The sequence below is a fragment of the [Mycobacterium] stephanolepidis genome (assembly GCF_002356335.1).
Lineage (GTDB): Bacteria > Actinomycetota > Actinomycetes > Mycobacteriales > Mycobacteriaceae > Mycobacterium > Mycobacterium stephanolepidis.
Genome location: NZ_AP018165.1, coordinates 3,998,114 through 4,017,996, shown reverse-complemented (window position 1 = coordinate 4,017,996; position 19,883 = coordinate 3,998,114). Strand labels below are relative to the sequence as shown.

General features: G+C 64.2%; 27 protein-coding genes and 3 tRNA genes. 23 read left to right on the top strand and 7 right to left on the bottom strand.

Annotated elements, in window-relative coordinates; all coding sequences use genetic code 11:
- Nucleotides 1-9 precede the first annotated feature (9 nt).
- Nucleotides 10-1,002 carry an Acg family FMN-binding oxidoreductase gene (locus MSTE_RS20030; protein WP_096503839.1) on the bottom strand — a complete coding sequence of 331 codons (993 nt, stop codon included), beginning with the start codon at nucleotides 1,000-1,002 and terminating at the stop codon, nucleotides 10-12.
- 173 nt (nucleotides 1,003-1,175) lie between these two features.
- On the opposite strand from MSTE_RS20030, the gene MSTE_RS20025 reads away from it, so the two are divergent.
- Nucleotides 1,176-2,735: a bifunctional aminoglycoside phosphotransferase/ATP-binding protein gene (locus MSTE_RS20025; RefSeq protein WP_096503837.1), complete on the top strand. Its 1,560-nt coding sequence runs from the start codon at nucleotides 1,176-1,178 to the stop codon at nucleotides 2,733-2,735.
- Between the two features lie 28 nt (nucleotides 2,736-2,763).
- Here MSTE_RS20025 and MSTE_RS20020 read toward each other — a convergent pair whose 3' ends face one another.
- Nucleotides 2,764-3,321: a type 1 glutamine amidotransferase domain-containing protein gene (locus tag MSTE_RS20020; RefSeq protein ID WP_096506147.1), complete on the bottom strand. Its 558-nt coding sequence runs from the start codon at nucleotides 3,319-3,321 to the stop codon at nucleotides 2,764-2,766.
- A 234-nt stretch (nucleotides 3,322-3,555) separates the two neighbouring features.
- Between MSTE_RS20020 and MSTE_RS25750 the strand changes: the two genes are divergently transcribed.
- The 8 genes from MSTE_RS25750 (at nucleotide 3,556) to MSTE_RS19985 (ending at nucleotide 8,108) form a co-directional block, all read left to right on the top strand.
- Nucleotides 3,556-3,900, top strand: coding sequence for a glycosyltransferase (locus MSTE_RS25750; protein WP_331712825.1), 345 nt, complete (start codon nucleotides 3,556-3,558; stop codon nucleotides 3,898-3,900).
- Nucleotides 3,901-3,969: 69 nt separating this feature from the next.
- Nucleotides 3,970-4,314, top strand: coding sequence for a glycosyltransferase family 2 protein (locus tag MSTE_RS25745; RefSeq protein WP_331712824.1), 345 nt, complete (start codon nucleotides 3,970-3,972; stop codon nucleotides 4,312-4,314).
- Entirely contained in the window at nucleotides 4,311-5,252 is a 942-nt protein-coding gene (locus tag MSTE_RS20010; protein WP_096503835.1) for an acyl-CoA dehydrogenase family protein, read from the top strand. Before MSTE_RS25745 ends, MSTE_RS20010 begins: the two co-directional genes overlap by 4 nt.
- On the top strand, nucleotides 5,249-6,016 hold the full coding sequence (locus tag MSTE_RS20005) for a PIG-L deacetylase family protein (RefSeq protein ID WP_096503833.1): 768 nt from the start codon (nucleotides 5,249-5,251) through the stop codon (nucleotides 6,014-6,016). Before MSTE_RS20010 ends, MSTE_RS20005 begins: the two co-directional genes overlap by 4 nt.
- Nucleotides 6,016-6,642: an SAM-dependent methyltransferase gene (locus tag MSTE_RS20000; RefSeq protein ID WP_096503831.1), complete on the top strand. Its 627-nt coding sequence runs from the start codon at nucleotides 6,016-6,018 to the stop codon at nucleotides 6,640-6,642. The genes MSTE_RS20005 and MSTE_RS20000 overlap by 1 nt, the downstream gene beginning before the upstream one ends.
- 122 nt (nucleotides 6,643-6,764) lie before the next feature.
- Nucleotides 6,765-7,322 (top strand): Dps family protein, encoded by a 558-nt coding sequence (locus tag MSTE_RS19995; protein WP_096503829.1) that lies wholly within the window; start codon nucleotides 6,765-6,767, stop codon nucleotides 7,320-7,322.
- A gap of 150 nt (nucleotides 7,323-7,472) precedes the next feature.
- Entirely contained in the window at nucleotides 7,473-7,706 is a 234-nt protein-coding gene (gene mbp1, locus MSTE_RS19990) for a microaggregate-binding protein 1 (RefSeq protein WP_030096608.1), read from the top strand.
- Nucleotides 7,707-7,850: 144 nt separating this feature from the next.
- Nucleotides 7,851-8,108 (top strand): DUF7218 family protein, encoded by a 258-nt coding sequence (locus MSTE_RS19985; protein WP_030096609.1) that lies wholly within the window; start codon nucleotides 7,851-7,853, stop codon nucleotides 8,106-8,108.
- A 16-nt stretch (nucleotides 8,109-8,124) separates the two neighbouring features.
- On the opposite strand, the gene MSTE_RS19980 is transcribed toward MSTE_RS19985, so the two are convergent.
- Both MSTE_RS19980 and MSTE_RS25600 read right to left on the bottom strand, forming a co-directional pair.
- Entirely contained in the window at nucleotides 8,125-8,901 is a 777-nt protein-coding gene (locus tag MSTE_RS19980; RefSeq protein WP_231896929.1) for an FAD-dependent oxidoreductase, read from the bottom strand.
- Complete coding sequence (locus tag MSTE_RS25600) at nucleotides 8,898-9,278, bottom strand: FAD-dependent oxidoreductase (RefSeq protein ID WP_231896928.1); 381 nt, start codon at nucleotides 9,276-9,278, stop codon at nucleotides 8,898-8,900. The genes MSTE_RS19980 and MSTE_RS25600 overlap by 4 nt, the downstream gene beginning before the upstream one ends.
- Before the next feature lie 127 nt (nucleotides 9,279-9,405).
- On the opposite strand from MSTE_RS25600, the gene MSTE_RS19975 reads away from it, so the two are divergent.
- The 14 genes from MSTE_RS19975 to MSTE_RS19910 all read left to right on the top strand — a co-directional run bounded on the left by MSTE_RS19975 (nucleotide 9,406) and on the right by MSTE_RS19910 (nucleotide 16,962).
- Nucleotides 9,406-9,478, top strand: a tRNA-Thr gene (locus tag MSTE_RS19975).
- Between the two features lie 38 nt (nucleotides 9,479-9,516).
- A tRNA-Met gene (locus tag MSTE_RS19970) sits at nucleotides 9,517-9,593 on the top strand.
- 39 nt (nucleotides 9,594-9,632) lie between these two features.
- Nucleotides 9,633-9,800 (top strand): 50S ribosomal protein L33, encoded by a 168-nt coding sequence (gene rpmG / locus MSTE_RS19965; RefSeq protein ID WP_030096611.1) that lies wholly within the window; start codon nucleotides 9,633-9,635, stop codon nucleotides 9,798-9,800.
- Nucleotides 9,801-9,886: 86 nt separating this feature from the next.
- Complete coding sequence (gene hadA, locus MSTE_RS19960; protein ID WP_096503827.1) at nucleotides 9,887-10,357, top strand: (3R)-hydroxyacyl-ACP dehydratase subunit HadA; 471 nt, start codon at nucleotides 9,887-9,889, stop codon at nucleotides 10,355-10,357.
- Nucleotides 10,357-10,788, top strand: coding sequence for a (3R)-hydroxyacyl-ACP dehydratase subunit HadB (gene hadB, locus MSTE_RS19955; protein WP_096503825.1), 432 nt, complete (start codon nucleotides 10,357-10,359; stop codon nucleotides 10,786-10,788). The genes hadA and hadB overlap by 1 nt, the downstream gene beginning before the upstream one ends.
- Nucleotides 10,789-10,790: 2 nt before the next feature.
- The gene (locus MSTE_RS19950) at nucleotides 10,791-11,261 is read left to right on the top strand and encodes an FAS1-like dehydratase domain-containing protein (RefSeq protein WP_096503823.1); all 471 of its coding nucleotides are present in this window, start codon (nucleotides 10,791-10,793) and stop codon (nucleotides 11,259-11,261) included.
- Nucleotides 11,262-11,429: 168 nt separating this feature from the next.
- Nucleotides 11,430-11,502, top strand: a tRNA-Trp gene (locus tag MSTE_RS19945).
- Between the two features lie 47 nt (nucleotides 11,503-11,549).
- A complete protein-coding gene (gene secE / locus MSTE_RS19940; RefSeq protein ID WP_096503821.1) occupies nucleotides 11,550-11,960 on the top strand; it encodes a preprotein translocase subunit SecE in 411 nt (136 codons plus the stop codon).
- 24 nt (nucleotides 11,961-11,984) lie between these two features.
- Nucleotides 11,985-12,779: a transcription termination/antitermination protein NusG gene (gene nusG, locus MSTE_RS19935; RefSeq protein WP_096503819.1), complete on the top strand. Its 795-nt coding sequence runs from the start codon at nucleotides 11,985-11,987 to the stop codon at nucleotides 12,777-12,779.
- Between the two features lie 83 nt (nucleotides 12,780-12,862).
- A complete protein-coding gene (rplK, locus tag MSTE_RS19930; RefSeq protein WP_070909331.1) occupies nucleotides 12,863-13,291 on the top strand; it encodes a 50S ribosomal protein L11 in 429 nt (142 codons plus the stop codon).
- Between the two features lie 144 nt (nucleotides 13,292-13,435).
- Nucleotides 13,436-14,146, top strand: coding sequence for a 50S ribosomal protein L1 (gene rplA, locus MSTE_RS19925; protein ID WP_096503817.1), 711 nt, complete (start codon nucleotides 13,436-13,438; stop codon nucleotides 14,144-14,146).
- Between the two features lie 153 nt (nucleotides 14,147-14,299).
- The gene (locus MSTE_RS19920) at nucleotides 14,300-14,497 is read left to right on the top strand and encodes a hypothetical protein (RefSeq protein ID WP_096503815.1); all 198 of its coding nucleotides are present in this window, start codon (nucleotides 14,300-14,302) and stop codon (nucleotides 14,495-14,497) included.
- Between the two features lie 65 nt (nucleotides 14,498-14,562).
- Nucleotides 14,563-15,213: a response regulator transcription factor gene (locus MSTE_RS19915; RefSeq protein ID WP_030096619.1), complete on the top strand. Its 651-nt coding sequence runs from the start codon at nucleotides 14,563-14,565 to the stop codon at nucleotides 15,211-15,213.
- Nucleotides 15,214-15,258: 45 nt separating this feature from the next.
- The gene (locus MSTE_RS19910; RefSeq protein ID WP_096503813.1) at nucleotides 15,259-16,962 is read left to right on the top strand and encodes a sensor histidine kinase; all 1,704 of its coding nucleotides are present in this window, start codon (nucleotides 15,259-15,261) and stop codon (nucleotides 16,960-16,962) included.
- Here the strand turns inward: MSTE_RS19910 and MSTE_RS19905 are convergent.
- From MSTE_RS19905 to MSTE_RS19895, 3 genes are all read right to left on the bottom strand, one after another.
- Nucleotides 16,959-18,176, bottom strand: coding sequence for an RNA polymerase sigma factor (locus MSTE_RS19905; protein ID WP_096503811.1), 1,218 nt, complete (start codon nucleotides 18,174-18,176; stop codon nucleotides 16,959-16,961). The genes MSTE_RS19910 and MSTE_RS19905 overlap by 4 nt on opposite strands.
- A 6-nt stretch (nucleotides 18,177-18,182) precedes the next feature.
- The gene (locus MSTE_RS19900) at nucleotides 18,183-18,881 is read right to left on the bottom strand and encodes a YciI family protein (protein ID WP_096503809.1); all 699 of its coding nucleotides are present in this window, start codon (nucleotides 18,879-18,881) and stop codon (nucleotides 18,183-18,185) included.
- Nucleotides 18,882-19,002: 121 nt separating this feature from the next.
- Complete coding sequence (locus MSTE_RS19895; RefSeq protein WP_096506145.1) at nucleotides 19,003-19,881, bottom strand: diacylglycerol kinase; 879 nt, start codon at nucleotides 19,879-19,881, stop codon at nucleotides 19,003-19,005.
- Nucleotides 19,882-19,883: the final 2 nt, after the last annotated feature.

The following is a 19,883-nucleotide window of genomic DNA, read 5'->3' as shown; positions in this document are numbered from 1 at the left end:
GGCACTGCCCTAGCCGCGGATCTCGAACACGTCGGCAAGCGATCGCCGGGGCGTCGGGGGCGGGACGCGACCGAAGGTCGGAGCAAGGCCAACCCGGATCAATGCCTGCGGGTGCGCTCGCCCGATGGTGGCGCCGACGACCTCGCGACTGGCGGTCAGTTCCAGCATGTGCGTGATGGTGCAGGTCGCCATCCCGGCCAGGGTCGCTTCCAGCAGCACCTCCGACAGCAGCTCGCCGCAGCGCAGCAGGTGTTTTGGGGTGTCTCTGGCAGTGGACAGCGCCAGCACCTTGGCTCGATCTTCCTGCGGGCCGGGCCGTGGGGTCCGTTCCGAGACGACCGGGAAGGTGCGGCCGATGTCGACGCGATCGCTCTCACCGGCCGACACCAGCGCACTGCGCGGAATACCTTCTCCCAGGGTGAACGATGCTGTCCACCAATCGAGTTCGTTCTGGTAGGCCGAATCGTAGATACGCAGGGCATCGCTGAGTGCCGACGCCTCGGCCAGTCTCGGCCGCATCGCATCGTCGATCACGTCCAAGATCACCGCCCGATCGGAGATCACCGAGTTCAACATCCGGGCGAACTGCGACCAGTTCGGCGGTGACTCGAAGGGGAGGCGATCGGTGCGACGCTGCAGGATCGCATCCGCACGTCGACGATCACCCACCACCACGACGGATCTGGGCAAGAACGTGATGGCCGCGAGGTGGTCGGGGTTGTCGGGGTCGGGGACCCGTTCCACGCGTGCCATCCAGCCCGCCGAGGCCATGGCGACCCGGAAATGGTCCAAAGCCGCACCGCAGCTGATGATGGCTTCGCGGCCCCTGTCGTCAGTTCTGTTCACGCAGCGAGAGCGGTCCAGATATAGGTGCAAATCCCCGGACCCGGAGCCCGGGTCGACGATCCAGCGCCATGGCTGGGTGTTGTGCAAAGACGGTGCACGGCAAGCAAGTTGGATCGCAGTCTGGACTACGTCGATGTGAACCATCGTCTTGGGCATGTCGGGCTCCGCTCACTGGTGGTGATATCGACTCTCGGTGACACATCCGGGCGTGGACAGGGCATTTGGTCACCGGCCAGGGACCCGAAGTCACCGGGTATGTGGCCCGGGAAACGCCGGGAGGGCCTTGGCGGGGGAGAACTGGTGACTTCCGACCCACAGATCAGGGGCACATGGCCGGATATCCTCGTCCCGCACCCGGCAACGATGAAGTCATGCGCGCAATGCGATCGACCGCCAGCCCCACGTACGTCGGTGCAGAGATCCGTGAAACACACACGGGTATAGTCATTTTGGCTGGAGGGCGGGCATACAAACTCAAAAAGCCCGTGGTCACCAACCTCCTCGACTTCAGCACCCTGGAGCTTCGCGAAAGGGCTTGTGCCCGTGAGGTGGCGCTCAACAGCCGCATCTCAAGTGACAGTTACATCGGTGTCTCGCACCTCACCGATCCCGAGGGCGGGCCGGGCGAACCGGTCGTGGTGATGCGGCGCTACCCGGACGCCGCGCGATTGTCGGCGATGGCCAAGGCGGGCCGGGTCACCAAGTCGCATCTGGATGCGGTCGCGGAGGTGCTGGCGGCATTCCACAAGCGGGCCGATCGCAGCCCATCGATCGACGAGGCCGGGGCGCTTGACGCTGTCGTCGATCGTTGGGAGGACACGCTGACCTCGTTGGAGAAGTATGTCGGAACGGCGCTCGCCGCGGACGACGTGCGCATGGTCCGGACGCTCGCGACACAGTTCATCTCCGGGCGGGCGGTGCTGTTCGCACAGCGCATCGCCGACCACAGGATCATCGACGGGCACGGCGATCTGATGGCCAGCGACGTCTTCTGCCTGCCCGATGGTCCGGTGATGCTCGACTGTCTGGAATTCGACGACCGACTGCGGCACGCGGACAGCCTCGACGACGCCGCATTCCTAGCCATGGATCTGGAATTCCTGGGGCGGCGGGATCTGGGCGAATACTTCATGAATCGCTACGTGGAACTATCCGCCGATCCCGCACCGGAGCCGTTGCGGCACTTCTATATCGCCTATCGATCCTTGGTCCGGGCCAAGGTGGATTGCACCCGGTTCGCGCAGGGGCAGCGCGCGGCCCTGAGCCGGGCCACCAAACATGTGTCGATGGCGCTGAGCCACCTGAGCGCGGCAACGGTTCGGCTTGTGCTGGTCGGTGGCGGACCGGGTACAGGCAAGAGCACCTTAGCGCGTCGGATATCGGAAGATGTTGGTGCTCAGATCATCTCCACCGATGAGGTGCGCCACCAATTGCATCGCCTGGGCGTGATATCCGGCGGGAAGGGCGTGCTCGACGCGGGCCTGTACTCCCCGGAGAACGTGGCCGCCGTATACGATGCGGTGCTCCGCAGAGCGCGGGTGTGTCTGGCCGGCGGGCACACCGTCATCCTGGACGCGACCTGGCGTAATCCGCGTCACCGGCTGCGCGCGCATCAGCTCGCGTATGAAGCCGGAGCGCCGATGGTGGAGTTCTTATGTATGGCGCCGCTGGTGACCGCCCAACATCGGGTGGCGGCCCGCCACGACGGAGTGTCGGATGCCGGCGGTGATATCGCGGCGGCGTTGAGTTCTGAGTTCGTCGGTGTGGACAACGGGTGGGGTGAGGCGCACGTGATCGATACGCGCCTACCGCTGGACCGGTCGACCGCCGAGGCCGAGGAACTGTGCCGGCAGGCGTTGTACGCCCCGGTGCCGTGTCACCCGCGGTAGCGCAGGCGGGGGCCGTCACTGATCTCGGTCATCGTCTGGCACTGGCGGCGGCGACGTTGTCCACGATGGCCCGACAGAACGCGGGCAGGTCCTCCGGGGAACGACTGGTGATGAGGTTGTGGTCGATGACCAGCTCCTCGTCGAGGACATGGGCCCCGGCGTTGCGCAGGTCTGTGCGGATACTGCGGTACGACGTGACCGTTCGTCCTTGCAATACACCTGCCTCGGCAAGGGTCCACGGCCCGTGGCAGATCGCGGCCACGGGCTTGTCGGAGCGCACAAACGCACGCACGAAATCCACCGCACCTGCATCGGCGCGCAGTTTGTCGGGGTTGACGGTGCCCCCGGGAAGCACCAGTGCGTCGTAGTCGTCCACGGATGCCTTGCCGACCTCGCGGTCGACGTGCAGCGTCCCGGCCGGTGCCAGATCGTGGTCACGGGCGGCAATCTCGCCTGATCTGATCGAGAGCACGACCACGGTGCCACCGGCAGCCATGATCGAGTTGCGTGGTTCTTCCAGCTCCACACGTTCGACTCCGTCGGCGGCCAGTATCGCGATCGTCCGATCCTGAAGAACAGCGGACATCGTCGTGTTCCTTTCGTTGGGCATCACGTTCGTGTACACGGTTTGCGCTTGTTCATGCACGGACTGGGTATTTCGCTGCGTCGGCAGGCGGACGGCGCTGCCATGCATGAACCGCGTCAGAACGGGTACACCGACGAGCAGACAGTCGGAGGGGTGAGGCCCGGGCTGCTCTGGCCGATTCAGCCTACGAGGAGAAGTAATGTCCGTCATCGCATTTCAGGACCGACTGTGTCGGTGACTGTTCCACTGGATCGTTCGGGTCTGGGCGAACAGCCGGGCCGCGCCATCGCATACGAGCGGGCGGTCGTGGTGGTGCCCGCACATAATGAAGTCGACAATCTGCCGAGCTGCCTCAATGCGGTGGTGACTGCGGCGGCGTGCTTTCCGGCGCCGACCCTGACGGTCGTCGTTCTGGACGACTGCGATGACGAAAGCATGCGATTGGCGGGGAAGTACTGCTCCGATGTGCATTTCATCGAGGTCCAGGCTCGTAATGTCGGGGCCGCCAGAGCGGCCGGCTTCGCGTATTCGCAGACGGTGTGCGCGGTAGCGGCCTCGGCGCAGCATCGGGTGTGGTAGGCCACCACCGATGCCGACAGCCGGGTTGATGCCGATTGGCTGGTGCGCCAGACGGATTCGGGAGCGGACATGGTGCTCGGGGTTGTTCGCGTGGACAACTGGCGGCAGACACCGGCAGGTGTGGTGCGCCGCTATGTGAATGCGTACCGCGCGAAGCGCAAGCCGGACGGCCACGGCCACGTGCACGGTGCGAACATGGGTTTTCGCGCTGACAAATATTGGAAAGAAGGCGGATTCGCGGCCATCGGCAGCGGAGAAGACGTCGATCTTGCTCAGCGATTCGAACTGAGGAACTACCGGATACACCGTGATGAGGCGCTATCGGTCGAGACGTCGGCCCGCCTCGTCGGAAGAGCCCCCGAGGGATTCGCGGCGTATCTGCGGTCCTTCTCACGCCGCGAGGGTGCGGGATGACGGCCGATCTCGTGCGCCGGTGGCTGCACGCCGGTGAGCTGGCACTCCCGATGCCGGGAGCCGGACACACCGCCGCGCGATGGTGGAAGCTTGCCGCGCTGACTCAACACGACGTGGCCGCTGGGCGGCTTGCCGAAGCGCACTGCGATGCCATGGCGATCCTCTGTGAACTCGATGGCCCTGTTCCCGGCCAGGAACAGCTGTGGGGTGTGTGGGCGGCCGAGGCACCGAACACGATGGTCACCGTCGCGCAGAGAGGCGGTGACTGCGTACTGGATGGGACGAAGGCATGGTGTTCGGGTGCCGGTTCGTGCACTCACGCTCTCATCTCTGCGAGAAGAGAGGACAACGCGCGGGGGCTCTATGCCGTTGACCTGAGCCAGCCTGAGGCGACCGTGCTGCCACCGATTTGGCAGAACGCGGGAATGCGGGAAAGTGACACGCGTTCAGTGCAATTAAGTGGCGCAATCGGTGTACCCGTTGGGGAACCTGGGCAGTACCTGGACCGGCCGGGCTTCTGGCACGGCGCCATGGGTGTGGCGGCCTGCTGGCTCGGCGGGGCACGCGGTGTGGCCGCACCCCTCTACCGGGCCGTCGCCGAGGGGCATCGCGGGTCTTCCGGTGATCCCCACGCACAAGCTCACCTCGGTGCGGTGGATGCGGCGCTCGCAGCGGCCGAGGCCATTCTCGTGACAGCCGCCGCCTATGTCGACGCCGAACCTCGTAGCGAACGTACCGAACTCATCACGCGCCGTGTCAGAGCTGTTGTGGAGCATGCGGTGGACCAGGCGATCGTGCGCACTGGCCGGGCGTTGGGGCCCGGGCCATTGGCGCTCGATGCCAGGCATGCCCAGCATGTTGCCGATCTCACCATGTACGTCCGGCAGAGTCATGCCGAGCGTGATCTCGCGGCCTTGGGCAGGGCGGTGGCCCGATGAGTGTTGCCAACGCCGGTAACAGTGAGCGGCTTGCCGAACGGCCGATATCGTCCGGCGGTACGCCCCTTGCGGAGTGGCTCGCGTGGCCGCGTGAATTTCCGGGCCTGGATCTGGACGAATGTCCGTTCCTTGTCCTGGTCGCGCCGCATCCCGATGACGAGACATTGGGATTCGGGTGTGCCGCGTCCATGCTACGCGCACGCGGAGTCGATGTCGTCGTCGTGTCGGTGAGCGATGGCGGCGGCGCGTATCCGGACTTGTCGCCCAGGGAACGCTCTTGGCTGGAGCGGGATCGTCATGCCGAATTACTCTGCGCTACAAATATTCTTGGTCTCGATCCGCCGGTAAGGCTGGGCCTGGCCGATGGTGCTCTCGCCGAGAGGGAAGATGAAATGAGCGGCTGTCTCGTAGAGATTCTCGATGCTGCCCCGCCCGGGGCCTGGTGCGCTGCCACGTGGCGTGGCGATGGTCACCCTGACCATGAGGCCGTCGGGCGGGCATCTGCCGCCGCAGCGCGGCGCACCGGTGCGCCGCTGCTGGAGTACCCGGTCTGGATGTGGCATTGGGCCGTGCCGGGCGACGATGCGGTGCCATGGCACCGGATGCACATGATACCCCGTGACCACGCAGCGGATGGTTTAAAACGGCAGGCTACCAATGTGTTCCAGACACAGCTGCGTCCTCGGTGGCCGGATGCGGAGGCGATACTGCCGCCGCACGTCGTGAATCGGCTCCTCACCCTTGGCGAGGCGGTGTTTCGCTGATGGGGCGGCTACCGGACAACTTCTTCGACGAGATGTACGCCATATCCGACGACCCGTGGCAGCTCGCACAGCGTTGGTATGAACAGAGGAAGTACGCGATCACGATGGCGATGCTGCCCAAGCTGCGCTATCGCCATGTCTTCGAACCCGGGTGCTCCGTGGGGATACTCACCGAGCAGTTGGCGGCGCGCAGCGAACGGGTCACCGCGATCGACCTAGTGGATTCGGCGCTCGATTCCGCTCGTGCGCGTATCGCTCGGTGTGGCCTATCGGATCGGGTGAGCTTTCATCGGCAGTCATTGGATTCGGATTGGCCTGCAGATGATTTCGATCTAGTGGTGCTGTCGGAGGTTGCCTACTACCTCGACGCCGCCATGTTGCGTGAGGTGCTGGACCGTGAGCTGGGGCAGATGCGGGAAGGAACGACCGTCCTGGCCGCGCATTGGCGTCATGCGGTGGCCGAATATCCGTTGACGGGCGATGAGGCGAACCGGCTGATCGGTGCAACCGCCGGGCTGCACCAGGCCGCGGGTTACCGTGACGACGATGTCGCCATTGACGTGTTCGTAGTTGGCCAGGTGCCATTGGTCGCGGCGGCAACCGGGGTGCCGGGGGCGGGCTCGTAGTTGCCATTGATGCTGTCGGGCCGGATCACGATTGTCGATGGGAAAGCTCGGAAGAGGTTCTGTTTGGTTCTGGCATCCGGTGGGTAGTCCTGTTCTGACGCCACATAGCGAAGGAGCTGATTATGACCACGTTCACTATCCCTGGGCTTTCCGATGTGCAGGGTAGGAAGATCGCCGATCTGCTGCAAACACAGCTCAGCACCTATAACGACCTGCACCTCACGTTGAAACATGTGCACTGGAATGTAGTGGGCCCCAGCTTCATCGGGGTGCACGAGATGCTGGATCCGCAGGTCGATCTGGTACGTGGCTACGCCGATGAAGTCGCCGAGCGCGTCGCCGCGTTGGGCAGGTCCCCGCAAGGAACGCCCGGTGCCATCTTGAAAGACCGCACCTGGGACGACTATTCGGTGGGCCGCGACACGGTGCAGGCTCATTTGGCGGCACTGAACTTGGTATACGACGGTGTGATCGCGGACACCCGTACCGCGATCAAGACACTCGACGATCTGGACCTCGTGTCGCAGGACTTGCTGATTGGCCACGCCGGCGAACTCGAGAAATTCCAATGGTTCGTGCGTGCGCATCTGGAGAACTCCGGCGGTCAGCTAGCCGGCGGAGACGCGAGCACCGAGAAGGAGGCTGCGGCTCAGGCCAAAAAGAAGGCGCCGGTCAAGTGACGGGCACGGCCCGTGCCGCGGATCGCTCCCGCATGTGTTGAAGGTTATTTCCCTTGCGGTTTAAGGCGACTGGATATGGGAAGCCCGCAAGTGGGGGTGGCGAATACCGACTGCCGCGTGCATACGTGGCGACAAGATGAAAGGAAATGTATGTCAGACAAGAGTGGTCCCGAAGAAGGTATCGAGGGCGTCGTCGAGGGCGCAAAGGGCAAGATCAAGGAAGTCGCCGGTGCGGTAACGGGCCGCGACGACCTCAAGCGCGAGGGCCAGGCACAGCAGGACAAAGCCGATTCCCAGCGTGAGGCCGCGAAGAAGGAAGCGGAGGCTGAAGCCGCGCGTAAAGCCGCGGACGCCAATGAGGCACGCGAAGAAGCCCAACGGTAACCACCGATCGAGGGCGGCCCGTTCCCGGCGAGGGGACGGGCCGCTGTCGTGCGTGCGCTCCGAGGTGTAGTCGGTTGCAGGTTTAGGACTTCTGGTGAGGGGGAATCGCCTACCGGACATGGTTCTACTACGGAGGTGAATGTTGTGCCGAACTCGTCGATCAAGAACGAGAAAATGTACAAGGAACTACGGAAACAAGGTGATTCCAAGGAAAAGTCGGCAAGGATCTCCAATGCGGCTGCTGCCCGTGGGAGCTCCGCGGTAGGGCGCAAGGGCGGTAAGTCGGGTTCCTACGATGACTGGACCGTGGTCGAGCTTCGCAAGCGCGCCAAGGAACTTGGATTGTCGGGCTATTCGCGGCTGGCCAAGAGCGAACTGATCGGCAAGCTGCGCAACCATTGAGCCGCGCCCGGTGAGATCACCTGGCGGCCGTCGGTGCGGGCCGACCCTCGGCGATGAGTTGTCTGCCGAGTTCGTAATCATCGTCGGCGTTGTAGGTAAGCACCCCGACCGTCGTAGCGTTGGCTTCGTACCAAACGGTGAATCCCTCGGTGCTACTGATCATCCGGCTGTCTTCGTAGCCCTCGCCCCAGGCGTGGTACTTCACCGTGGCCTCGCCAATGGTGGTCCAAAACCCCGGTACCGCATCCCATGCGGCCTCATGGCCCGCAGCGCGGGCTCCCGCAACCGAGCCCTGGTCGATCGCGTCCTGCCAGTGTTCGACCGTCAGATATCGCCCGGCGATGGCGTTCCATGCACGGGCGACATCTCCGGCGGCGTAGACGCCGCTCGCGGACGTGCGCATATCGGAGCCAACGACGATTCGCGAATCCTCCACCCGTATAACGGCTTTAGCGGCCAGACTGCTCTGTGGCGTGACACCCGTGGCGGCCAGCGTGAGATTGCCATCGACGGTGACACCACTGTTGAGCCTTACGCCCTTCCCGGTGATTTCCTCGACCTCCACCCCGCCGATGTAATGCACCCCCGCCGCGGTCACCAGGTCGCGCAGACGCTCGCCGGCCTCTCTGCCGAGCCGCGCTTCTTGAGGAAGGGATTCGGGCGCCACCAAAGTCACCGACACACCGCGTAGCGCCAGGGATGCCGCGGCTTCGCAGCCGGTGAACCCAGCGCCGACAACGACCGCGGAGTCAGCGGTGTCCGCTGCGTCCCGCAGCACGGTGGCGTCGGTCAATGAGCGCAACAGCAGGGCGTGGTGCGCGCCCGGTACAGACAGGGGGAGGGTGCCGCGCCGGACGCAAGGATGAGGCTGCGGAAGTCATAGCGCCGCTCGCCCGCGTACACGGCACGGTCATCGACGTCGATGCGGTCTATCGCTGTACTGCTGATCAGTTCGATCGCACGCTCGTCATACCAAGACGGGGGATGCAGGATGACGTCATCTGTCTGTCTCCGCAGATACTGCTTGCTCAGCGGCGGGCGTTCATAGGGGGAGTCGGGGTCTGTGGTGAGTATCTGCACCGGTGCGCTCGCGTTGTGCTCGCGGAATGACTCCGCTGCCGCGACGCCTGCCGGGCCACTGCCGACGATGATCAGGCCTGGTTCACTCATGGCCCCCGGATACCCGCATTGATGTCTCCCACACGGGTGATCCGCGACCGAAAGTAGACGGGTCCGTGCCCCGGTAGAGCCGTTTTGGTTCCGCCGACGTCAACGGGTACCCTCGTGAGGGCTTTATGCCCCCTTAGCTCAGTCGGTAGAGCGTTTCCATGGTAAGGAAAAGGTCAACGGTTCGATTCCGTTAGGGGGCTCGGTAGACGGCAGGCGGAAACGCCGGCTCTGTCTGCGGGGCGGTGTAGCTCAGCTGGTTAGAGCGCACGACTCATAATCGTGAGGTCGGGAGATCGAGCCTCCCCACCGCTACCACCCGAACATAGAGACAACGAACGAAAGAGGGCAACTGCAGTGGCCTCCAGCACAGACGTCCGGCCCAAGGTCACCTTGGCATGTGAGACGTGCAAGCACCGTAACTACATCACCAAGAAGAACCGGCGCAACGACCCTGACCGGCTGGAACTGAAGAAGTTCTGCCCGAACTGCGGATCGCACCAGCCTCACAAAGAGTCGCGCTAGCCGGTGGTTCTCGTGTCGCTGACACGCGACACGAATAGGCAAGCCTTACTTGGTATCGATCAACATCAGTAGGTAGGTTCCGCCCCGTGGCTTTATCGCAAGATCTCGTCGGAACGCACTACCGATACCCCGACCACTATGTGGTCGAGCGGGAGAAGATTCGCGAGCACGCCGACGCGGTGAAGAGCGACCACCCCGCTCATCACGAAGAGGCTGTTGCTGCGGCTCTCGGCTACGGCTCGCTGGTCGCTACGCCGACCTTTCTCTGCATCTTCGGATACACCGCTCAGGCAGCCTTCTTCGAGGACGCGAACATCGGGATCAAGGACGAGAAGATCGTCCAGGTCGACCAGGAACTCAGGACCCTGCGCCCGATCACGGCGGGCGACAAGCTGACTTGCGATGTGTACCTCGACTCGATCCGGCGCTCGTTCGGCGCCGACATCATCGTCACCAAGAGCCTCATCACCAATGACAAGGGTGAGCTGGTGCAGGAGCTGATCACGACTCTTGCCGGGCGCACTGCAGAAGACGGAGAAGAAGGCGGGTTCAACTGATGGCATTGCGTGAATTCAGTTCGGTCAACGTGGGAGATCAGCTGCCGGAGAAGTTGATTCCGCTGACCCGGCAGGATCTTGTGAACTACGCCGGTGTGTCCGGCGACCTCAACCCGATTCACTGGGATGACGAGACCGCCAAGCTGGTGGGACTCGAGGACGGCGCCATCGCGCACGGCATGCTGACCATGGGCCTGGGCGGCGGGTATGTCACCGAGTGGATCGGCGACCCGGCGGCGGTGACCGAGTACAACGTGCGCTTCACCAGCTTCGTCACCGTTCCCAACGACGGTGTGGGTGCGGAGATCGTTTTCAACGGTCGCGTGAAGTCGGTCGACGAGGACACCAAATCGGTGACCATCGCGCTGACCGCCACCACCAACGGCAAGAAGATCTTCGGGCGCGCTATCGCGACTGCGACGCTGGCGTAGTCGTGGCGCTTCAACTCGACATCGTCGGAATGACGCACAAGTACTCCAGGACCTATGTGGTGGGACGGGAGAAGATCCGCGAGTTCGCGCAGTCGGTCAAGGCTGTGGACCCGGCCAGTCTCGACCAGAAGGCAGCGGCCGAACTCGGACACGACGGCCTCATCGCGCCCCTGGCCTTCCCGGCGGTGATGGCGCTGCTGGTGCAGAAGGAATTCTTCCGTACCTACGACGTCGGTATGGACACCATGCAGATCGTGCATTCCGAGCAGAAGTTCGTCTATCACAAGCCCATCACCGAGGGTGATGAGTTGTCGTGCGACTTCCAGGTCGACTCCCACAAGGAGGCCTTCGGCGTGGACATCGTGACAACCCGCAACATCGTGCGCGATCAGAATGGCGAGCTGGTCATGGAGGCCTTCACCACGCTGATGGGCCGCGACTCGGACCGGATGGCCGATATCAAGCTCCTCTGAGAAAGGGGCCCACCCCTCTGTGAATAGATCGGTGGGCAATTTCAGTCTGGGGATGGCCTCGGGGTACACTCGAGATTCGGGGTTTTCCCACCACAACGCGCCTGTCGGGTACTCGGGAGGCGCGTGTGTTGTGTGAGGCCCCGGCCACCGGGTTGGCATGCCAGCCATAGGGGTGTAGCTCAACTGGCAGAGCAGCGGTCTCCAAAACCGCAGGTTGCAGGTTCAAGTCCTGTCACCCCTGCAACACCCTGGAGTAAGCACTAGGGAAACAGAGAGGTACGGAAGGGCATGAGCGACGAGCTAGACGAGTCCGGAGTCGACAGCGACCGGGCCGTCACCTCGACCAAGCCGCTTCGCCCGACGGGTAAGCGGACCCGCCGTGCTGACGTCTTGACCGCGGCTACGGAGCTCACCGAATCAGGTGGCTCCGAGACCGGTGAGGTCAAGAAGAAGGCTGCGAAGAACAGTCGGAAACCGGCCACCAAGAAGGACAAGTCGGGACTGTCGCGCAATCCGCTCGTCCAGCTTTGGGTGTTCCTCAAGCAGGTTGTGGCCGAGTTGCGCAAGGTCATCTGGCCGAACCGTAAGCAGATGGTCAGCTATACCTCGGTGGTGCTGGTCTTCCTGGTGTTCATGGTCACCCTGATCGGTGTGATCGACCTGGGCCTGGCCCGGCTGGTCATGCTGGTGTTCGGGTAGTAGAGAGACGAGAGAGGACAAACGGTGACGACCTTCGATGGCGACGCTGCGAGCGAGCCAGGAGACACCGCTGATACCGCCGTATCGGTCGACGTAGTCGACGAGAGCACCGAGACCGAGGCGACGGCTCAGGAGCCGACGGAGTCGTCTTCGGATGCGCCGGTTGCCGAGGCAGAGGCCGATGAGGATGCCGACCCGGCCGCCACGTTGAAGGCCCAGCTGCGCCGCGAGCCGGGCGAGTGGTACGTCGTTCACTCGTACGCCGGATACGAGAACAAGGTCAAGGCGAACCTGCAGACCCGTGTGCAGAACCTGGACGTGGGTGACTACATCTTCCAGATCGAGGTGCCCACCGAAGAGGTCACCGAGATCAAGAACGGCCAGCGTAAGCAGGTCAACCGCAAGGTGCTGCCCGGCTACATCCTGGTCCGGATGGAACTGAACGACGAGTCCTGGGGTGCTGTCCGCAACACCCCCGGTGTCACCGGGTTTGTCGGCGCGACCTCGCGTCCGTCGCCGTTGGCCCTCGATGACGTGGTGAAGTTCCTGCTGCCGCAGACTCCCGCCAAGAAGCCCGCCAAGGGTTCGGCAGCCGAGACCTCAGCCGCAGCCGCCGAGACCGGTGGCCTGGAGCGTCCGGTCATCGAGGTCGACTTCGAGGTCGGCGAGTCGGTCACCGTCACCGACGGTCCGTTTGCGACGCTGCCCGCCAGCATCAGCGAGGTCAACGCCGAACAGCAGCGCCTCAAGGTGCTGGTGTCCATCTTCGGCCGCGAGACCCCGGTCGAGCTCAACTTCACCCAGGTGGAGAAGCTCTAACAAGGCTTCGGACCGCGTGACGGTCCGCAGAACATCCGGTCGAATAACGGCCGGAACACGGAAGGAAAGTAAGGAAACACCCAATGGCCCCGAAGAAAAAGGTCGTCGGGCTGATCAAGCTGCAGATCAAGGCCGGCGAAGCCAACCCCGCGCCTCCGGTCGGTCCCGCGCTCGGTCAGCACGGCGTCAACATCATGGAGTTCTGCAAGGCGTACAACGCCGCGACGGAGTCGCAGCGCGGCAACGTCATCCCCGTGGAGATCAGCGTCTACGAGGACCGCAGCTTCACCTTCGCACTCAAGACCCCTCCCGCCGCCAAGCTGCTGTTGAAGGCTGCCGGTGTGCCCAAGGGTTCCGGTGAGCCGCACAAGACCAAGGTCGCCAAGGTGACGTGGGATCAGGTGCGCGAGATCGCCGAGACGAAGAAGGAAGACCTCAACGCCAACGACATCGACGCCGCCGCCAAGATCATTGCCGGCACCGCGCGCTCGATGGGCATCACCGTCGAATAGCACCGAATAACCACCCGCCGAATGTCGACCTTTCGCGAAGAAGTACGAGTAATCAGCGCAGAAAGTCGACAGTCGACACCAGAAGTCCAGTGGTAAGGCCCGCTTCGGCCTGCACGACCACGACCAACAATTGATTGGATACCAATGAGCAAGAACAGCAAGGCATATCGCGAGGCCGCCGAAAAGGTGGACCGCGAGAAGCTGTACAGCCCTCTTGAAGCCGCAAAGCTGGCCAAGGAGACCTCGTCGAAGAAGTACGACGCCACTGTTGAGGTCGCGATGCGCCTCGGCGTCGACCCCCGCAAGGCTGACCAGATGGTCCGCGGCACCGTGAACCTTCCGCACGGTACCGGTAAGACCGCTCGCGTCATCGTCTTCGCGGTGGGCGACAAGGCCGAGGCGGCTGCCGCCGCCGGTGCCGACGTTGTCGGTAGCGACGACCTGATCGAGAAGATCCAGGGCGGCTGGCTGGAGTTCGACGCAGCCATCGCCACCCCGGATCAGATGGCCAAGGTCGGCCGCATCGCTCGTGTCCTGGGTCCGCGCGGTTTGATGCCGAACCCCAAGACCGGCACCGTGACCCCCGACGTGGCCAAGGCCGTCACCGACATCAAGGGCGGCAAGATCAACTTCCGCGTCGACAAGCACTCGAACCTTCACCTGATCATCGGCAAGGCCTCGTTCGATGCCGAGAAGCTGGCGGAGAACTACGGTGCCGTGCTGGATGAGATCCTGCGTGCCAAGCCCTCGTCGGCCAAGGGCCGCTACCTGAAGAAGGTTGTGGTCACCACCACGACGGGCCCCGGCATCCAGGTTGATCCGAGCGTCACCCGGAACTTCCTCGAGGTCCAGTAGCCTCCAGCGCACATTAGCTGCACAAGCCCCCATTTCCCCTTCATATCGAGGGAGGAAATGGGGGTTTTGTCGCGAGTAGGGACCAAAGACCGTAGCGGACCAGATCCTTCGCGTCCTACCGTGAAACAACGGGGTACGACGGGAAGGAATGCCATGTCGGTGCGCTCTATCCCACTCCAGGACAGCGTGAGTGTCGGAACGTTGGTTCGGGCGGCGGCACTGTTCGGCAGGAAGCTGCCCGCGTCCTCGGGTTCGCGGCGCGCTGCGGGTACGGTGTCGGCCCGTCATCTGCTGGACGCGATATCGCACAGCGACAAGCACATCGGTGATCTATACGTGGGTGGACTGTAGTGATGCCGCTGCTGGATTCCGTCGCCGGTGCCACACTGGGTGCAGCAGGTGGAAGGGAAACGGACATGATCACGGTGTTCCTGGTCGACGACCACGAGGTGGTACGCCGCGGTCTGGCCGATCTGCTCGAAGAGGAAGAGGACTTCTCGGTGATCGGGCAGGCTTCCTCGGTGGCCGAGGCGATGGCACGCATCCCGGCACTTCAACCAGACATCGCGGTGCTGGACATTCGTCTTCCCGACGGCAACGGGGTTGAGCTGTGTCGCGAGTTGCGTTCCAAGTTACCGAATCTCAACTGTCTGATGCTCACCTCATTTACCGACGAGCACGCCATGCTCGACGCGATCATGGCGGGGGCCGGCGGCTACGTCATCAAGGACATCAAGGGGATGGAGCTGATCTCCGCGGTCCGCACGGTAGGCGCGGGGCGCTCTCTGCTGGATAACCGGGCCGCGGCCGCGTTGATGAACAAGCTGCGGGCGGCGGCAGACAATCCGTCGCCGCTGGCCGGGCTCACCGCGCAGGAGCGCACATTGTTGGAATTGATTGGGGAGGGGCTCACGAACCGTCAGATTGCGGAACGAATGTTCTTGGCGGAGAAGACGGTCAAGAATTATGTCTCGCGTCTGCTCACCAAACTGGACCTTGAACGCCGGACGCAGGTTGCCGTGCTGGCCACCAAGCTCGCACGTGACAACCAGGGTCTGCACGGCTGACGGGTTCGTGTTCACCGGGGGAGCAAGGTGTGCGAGAGTTCAACTGTGGTCGAGGATGTTGGTGCGCAACCCAATCGGGTCACGGCCGAGCTTGCCCATTTGCAACTGCGTGAATTGCTCGCAGAAGTGCACGGGCGAATCGAGCAGATAGTCGATGGGACGCGGGGTCGCATGGATGCCCTTCTCGACGCTGTCATGGCCGTCAGCTCGGGGCTGGAACTGGACGCAACTCTGCGGGAAATCGTCTGTGCGGCATCGGAGCTCGTCAGCGCCCGGTACGGCGCACTCGGTGTGGTGGGATCGGACGAGAAGCTTGCGGAGTTCGTCTACGAGGGTATCGACGAGGCCACCCGCGAGCTGATCGGCCCGCTGCCCACCGGCCACGGTGTGCTCGGTGTGGTGATCGACGAAGCCAAGCCGCTGCGCCTGCGGGATATCGCGGCGCATCCGGCTTCTGTCGGTTTCCCGGCGAACCACCCGCCCATGCGGACCTTTCTGGGTGTGCCCGTCCAGGTGCGCGGCGAGATATTCGGTCGGCTCTACCTCACCGAGAAGCTGGACGGGCAGGAGTTCACCGAGGACGACGAGGTGGTGGTGCGCGCGCTCGCAGGGGCGGCGGGGATCGCGATCGAGAATGCCCGCCTCTATCAGCACGCGCGCCGCCGTGAGCAATGGCAGCGTGCGACCGCCCACATCACCGCCGAGTTGCTCGGCGGTGCGGAACCGGGCAAGGCCCTGCACCTGGTGGCCGCCAATGCCGCCCTGCTCGCCGAGGCAGACTTCGCGTTCATCGCGCTACCCGTGGGCGCGAACGACGACGTCGTCGAGCTGGTGGTGTCGGTGTGCGTTGGTGAGGGCGCAGAGGTGCTGTGCGAGAAGCTAATCCCTATCGACGGTTCAACCTCGGGGAGCACCTTCGTCGATCACGAGCCAAGGAATGTAGGCCGGCTCGCGGTTGACCTCGCTGCGGGCACCGACCTGGCATTCGGGCCGGCCCTGGTGCTTCCACTCGGCGGAGGGGAGTCGACGGCGGGTGTGTTGATCTTGCTGCGCACCGTGAGCTCGGTGGTCTTTGACGAGGAGCAGCTCGATATGGCGGCCTCCTTCGCGGGGCAAGCGGCGCTGGCGCTGGAACAGGCCGAGGTCCGTCTGGCCAAACATGAACTCGACGTGCTGGCCGATCGCGATCGTATTGCCCGTGACTTGCACGATCACGTCATTCAGCGGTTGTTCGCGGTCGGCCTGGCGATGCAGAGCACGCATCGCCGATCTGCGGATCCGGCGGTGGCGGCTCGCCTCGCCGACCATATCGACCAGCTACACGAGGTGATTCAGGAGATCAGGACCGCAATCTTCGATTTGCACACCAACGACGAATCCTTGCGTGCCACATTGCGTTCCACCATCAACGAGCTCACTGCTGATTCCGGCCTGAGGGTATCGGTGCGCATGAGTGGGCCGCTGGACGTGGTGCCCGCGAGCACTTCCGGTGATGCCGAGGCGGTGGTGCGCGAGGCCGTGAGCAATGTGGTCCGGCATGCGCGCGCCAAGGAGTTGTCGGTGACGGTTTCGGTGGACGATGAGTTGGTCGTCCAGGTGGTGGATGACGGCATCGGGATCCCGGAGGTGGTTGCGCGCAGCGGCCTGAGCGGGCTTGCCAACCGGGCCGCGGAATCGGGTGGCACGTTCAGCGTCTCGGCGATGGACACCGGCGGCACTCGGTTGGTGTGGTCGGCTCCGCTGCCCTAGCTTTCGCACTCGGCTATCCGCCGGCGCAGGAATGCACGTCCTGGGTCGGAACCATTGGTGGACAACGCTGTTCGGTACCACTGTGCGGCGTCGGCGTTTCGTCCGGCGCGCCGAAGCAGATCGGCGCGGACGGTGGCCGCCAGATTCGATCGCGCCAAACGCGGATCGTGGGCCACCTTCTCCAGCGCGGCCAGTCCTGCGTCGGGGGTATCGCGCAGGCCGATCGCCAACGCCCGATTCACCAGTACCACCGGTGAACCCGTCATCTGGGCGAGCCGGTCGTAGGCCTGGCAGATGGCATGCCAATCGGTGTCTTCCCAGGAGGGTGCGGTGGCGTGCAGGGCGGCGATCACCGCTTGTGGAAGATAGGGGCCGGTCGAGCCGGCGGCCCGCCGCAACTGGCTCAATCCACGGGCGATGCGCTCGCCATCCCACCGGGTACGGTCCTGTTCGTCCAGGGGTACCAGCGCGCCATCGCGATCCATGCGTTCCAGGCGTCGTGAATCATGAAGCAGTACCAGTGCGGCCAGTGCGTTGGCCTCTCGTTCCTGCGGCATGAGCTTGCTCAGCTCGCCGGACAGGCGCACACCTTCGTCGCAGAGCTCGTCGCGAATCGCCGACGGGCCGCCCGTGGACCAGTAGCCCTCGGTGAAGACCGAATAGATGCAGCTGAGTACATGCGGGGTGCGTTCGGGCAACAGCTGGGCGGGCGGAACCCGCAGGGGAATGTTGGCCGTGCGAATCTTGGCCTTGGCGCGGGTAATTCGCTGACCAATCGCGGCCTCGCTGTGCAGGAGTGCGCGGGCGATCTCCGCGACCGTCAGACCCGACACCAGCCGCAGCGTGAGGGCCAGCTGGGAGACTCGTTCGAGCGCGGGATGAGCGCAGGTGAACATCATCCGCAGCTCGTCATCGGGCACGTGCTGGGGATCGGAGACGTCGGTGCGGGCGGTGATGTCGTCTACCACGGCGGCCAATTCCTTTCCCGGACGCAGCGTCTCGCGCCGTAATCGGTCGCGTGCCCTGTTCCGTGCGGCCGTGAGCAGCCACCCGCCGGGATTGTCGGGTACACCGTCGCGCGGCCAGGTGCGCACAGCATCGGTGCATGCTTCCTGAACGGCGTCCTCGGCGACGGTGAGGTCTCCCGACCACCGTGCGATGGCGGCGACCGTTGGCCCCCACTCCCGCCGAAAGACGCCGTCCAGGCCGGTCATTCGATGCTAGAAACCCGAGACGCCGGTGAGCTGCCGCAAGTGCACTGCCGACGCCGGCAGCTGCGAGGCCAACTGGATGGCTTGGTCGCGGTCATCGGTGGCGAGCACGTAGAAACCGTTTGCGATCTCGGTTCCCTCGACGTATGGGCCGTCTGTGAGCACAGTCTCTCCGTCGCGCACTCGGACCGTGGTGGCCGTGGACGGGGGATGCAGCGGTCCCGCGATCTTGATGTGCCCACTGGCCTTCTCACCGAACACCCCATGCTTGGCCGCCACTTCCTCCCATTCGGGGCTGCCCGGCACATGTGCGCGTTCTCCGGGCTCCAACAGCAGTGCGAGCCAACTTGTGGACCCCTGCCCTCCGAATTCCTGGGAGCAGTGCACCAGCGGCCACACCTCGACCGCGCCGCGCTTGGCCTCCGGGATGTCCCGGGCCAGGGCAAGGGCGTCATCGAGGTTGTCCGCCTCCAGTACGTAGTAGCCGTTCGCGACCTCGGCACCCTCGGCGAACGGACCGTCGGTGATGACGGGGGCATCGGGTCCGCCGGTGATCCGGACGCTGTCGGCTTCGGGATACAGCGCATCGCCCGCGCGGATGACTGATGCCGCCTTGGCCTGAAAGTTCAAGTAATCCGTCAGTTCCTGAGCAGCCTCGTCGGGGGTGCGTTCCTGCTGTGGACCTATGAGTAGCGCGAGGTAGTGCATGGTGGAGCCCTCCGTCGGTATCAGTGAGCGGAACTCTGCGATCCACTCTCTACCTGTATGACGAACCGCGCATCACCGATCAGACACCTCACGCGAAAAAATTCTGGATTCGGCGCAACGGTTAGGCGAAGACGGTCAGAGCTCCGGGGACCACATCGATATCGACCGGCAGGGGCGCCACCGGATCGCCATCGGCATACGCGGTGATATCGGCGGCGGATAGCCGGACTCGCCGTGACCGGAAGGTACTCACCTCGGGCAGGTCGACATGGGTGCCCTTGTAGACCGTGGGGGACAGCCGCAGCAAGCGCAGCCGCCCGCCCGCGGCCACCACCGTCACATCCAGCAGTCCGTCGTCCAGAACGGCATTGGGACAGATGCGCATTCCGCCGCCGTACGAGGTTCCGTTTCCGACCGCGACCAGGGTGACATCGGTCTCGATGACCTGATCATCCAGTTCGATGCGGAACGGTAACGGCCTCAGCTTCGCGGCCTCCAACGCCATCGCGATGTCATAACGGCGACGGCCACGGGGCCAGCTCATCCGATTGGCGCGATCATTGACCAACGAGTCGAATCCCGATGCCACCACGGTGGCGAACCAGGTTGTGTGTCCGTTGTATTGCACACGCCCGCAGTCGATCACCCGGGTGCTGCCGGTCGCGATCACGTCGGCTGCGGCAACCGGGTCGCCCAGTGGGATGTCCAACATGCGGGCGCAATCGTTTCCGGTGCCGATGGGGATTACGCCCAGCGCCACCGGGGTGGACGCGACCGCCTGCAGTGCGATGCTCACCAGACCGTCTCCGCCCGCGGCGACGATCCCGCGGGCACCCGTGCGGGCGGCTTCCCGGGCGAGTGCGTGCGATTCCGATGCCGACGACGCGGCGTGATGCGTGACCGTCAGCCCGCGCGCTCGCAGATGGGCGATGGCGGCTTCGGCTGCCTGCACTGCGCCGTGACCGGCTGCCGGATTCGTCAGGACGGTGAGGTGAGTCATCG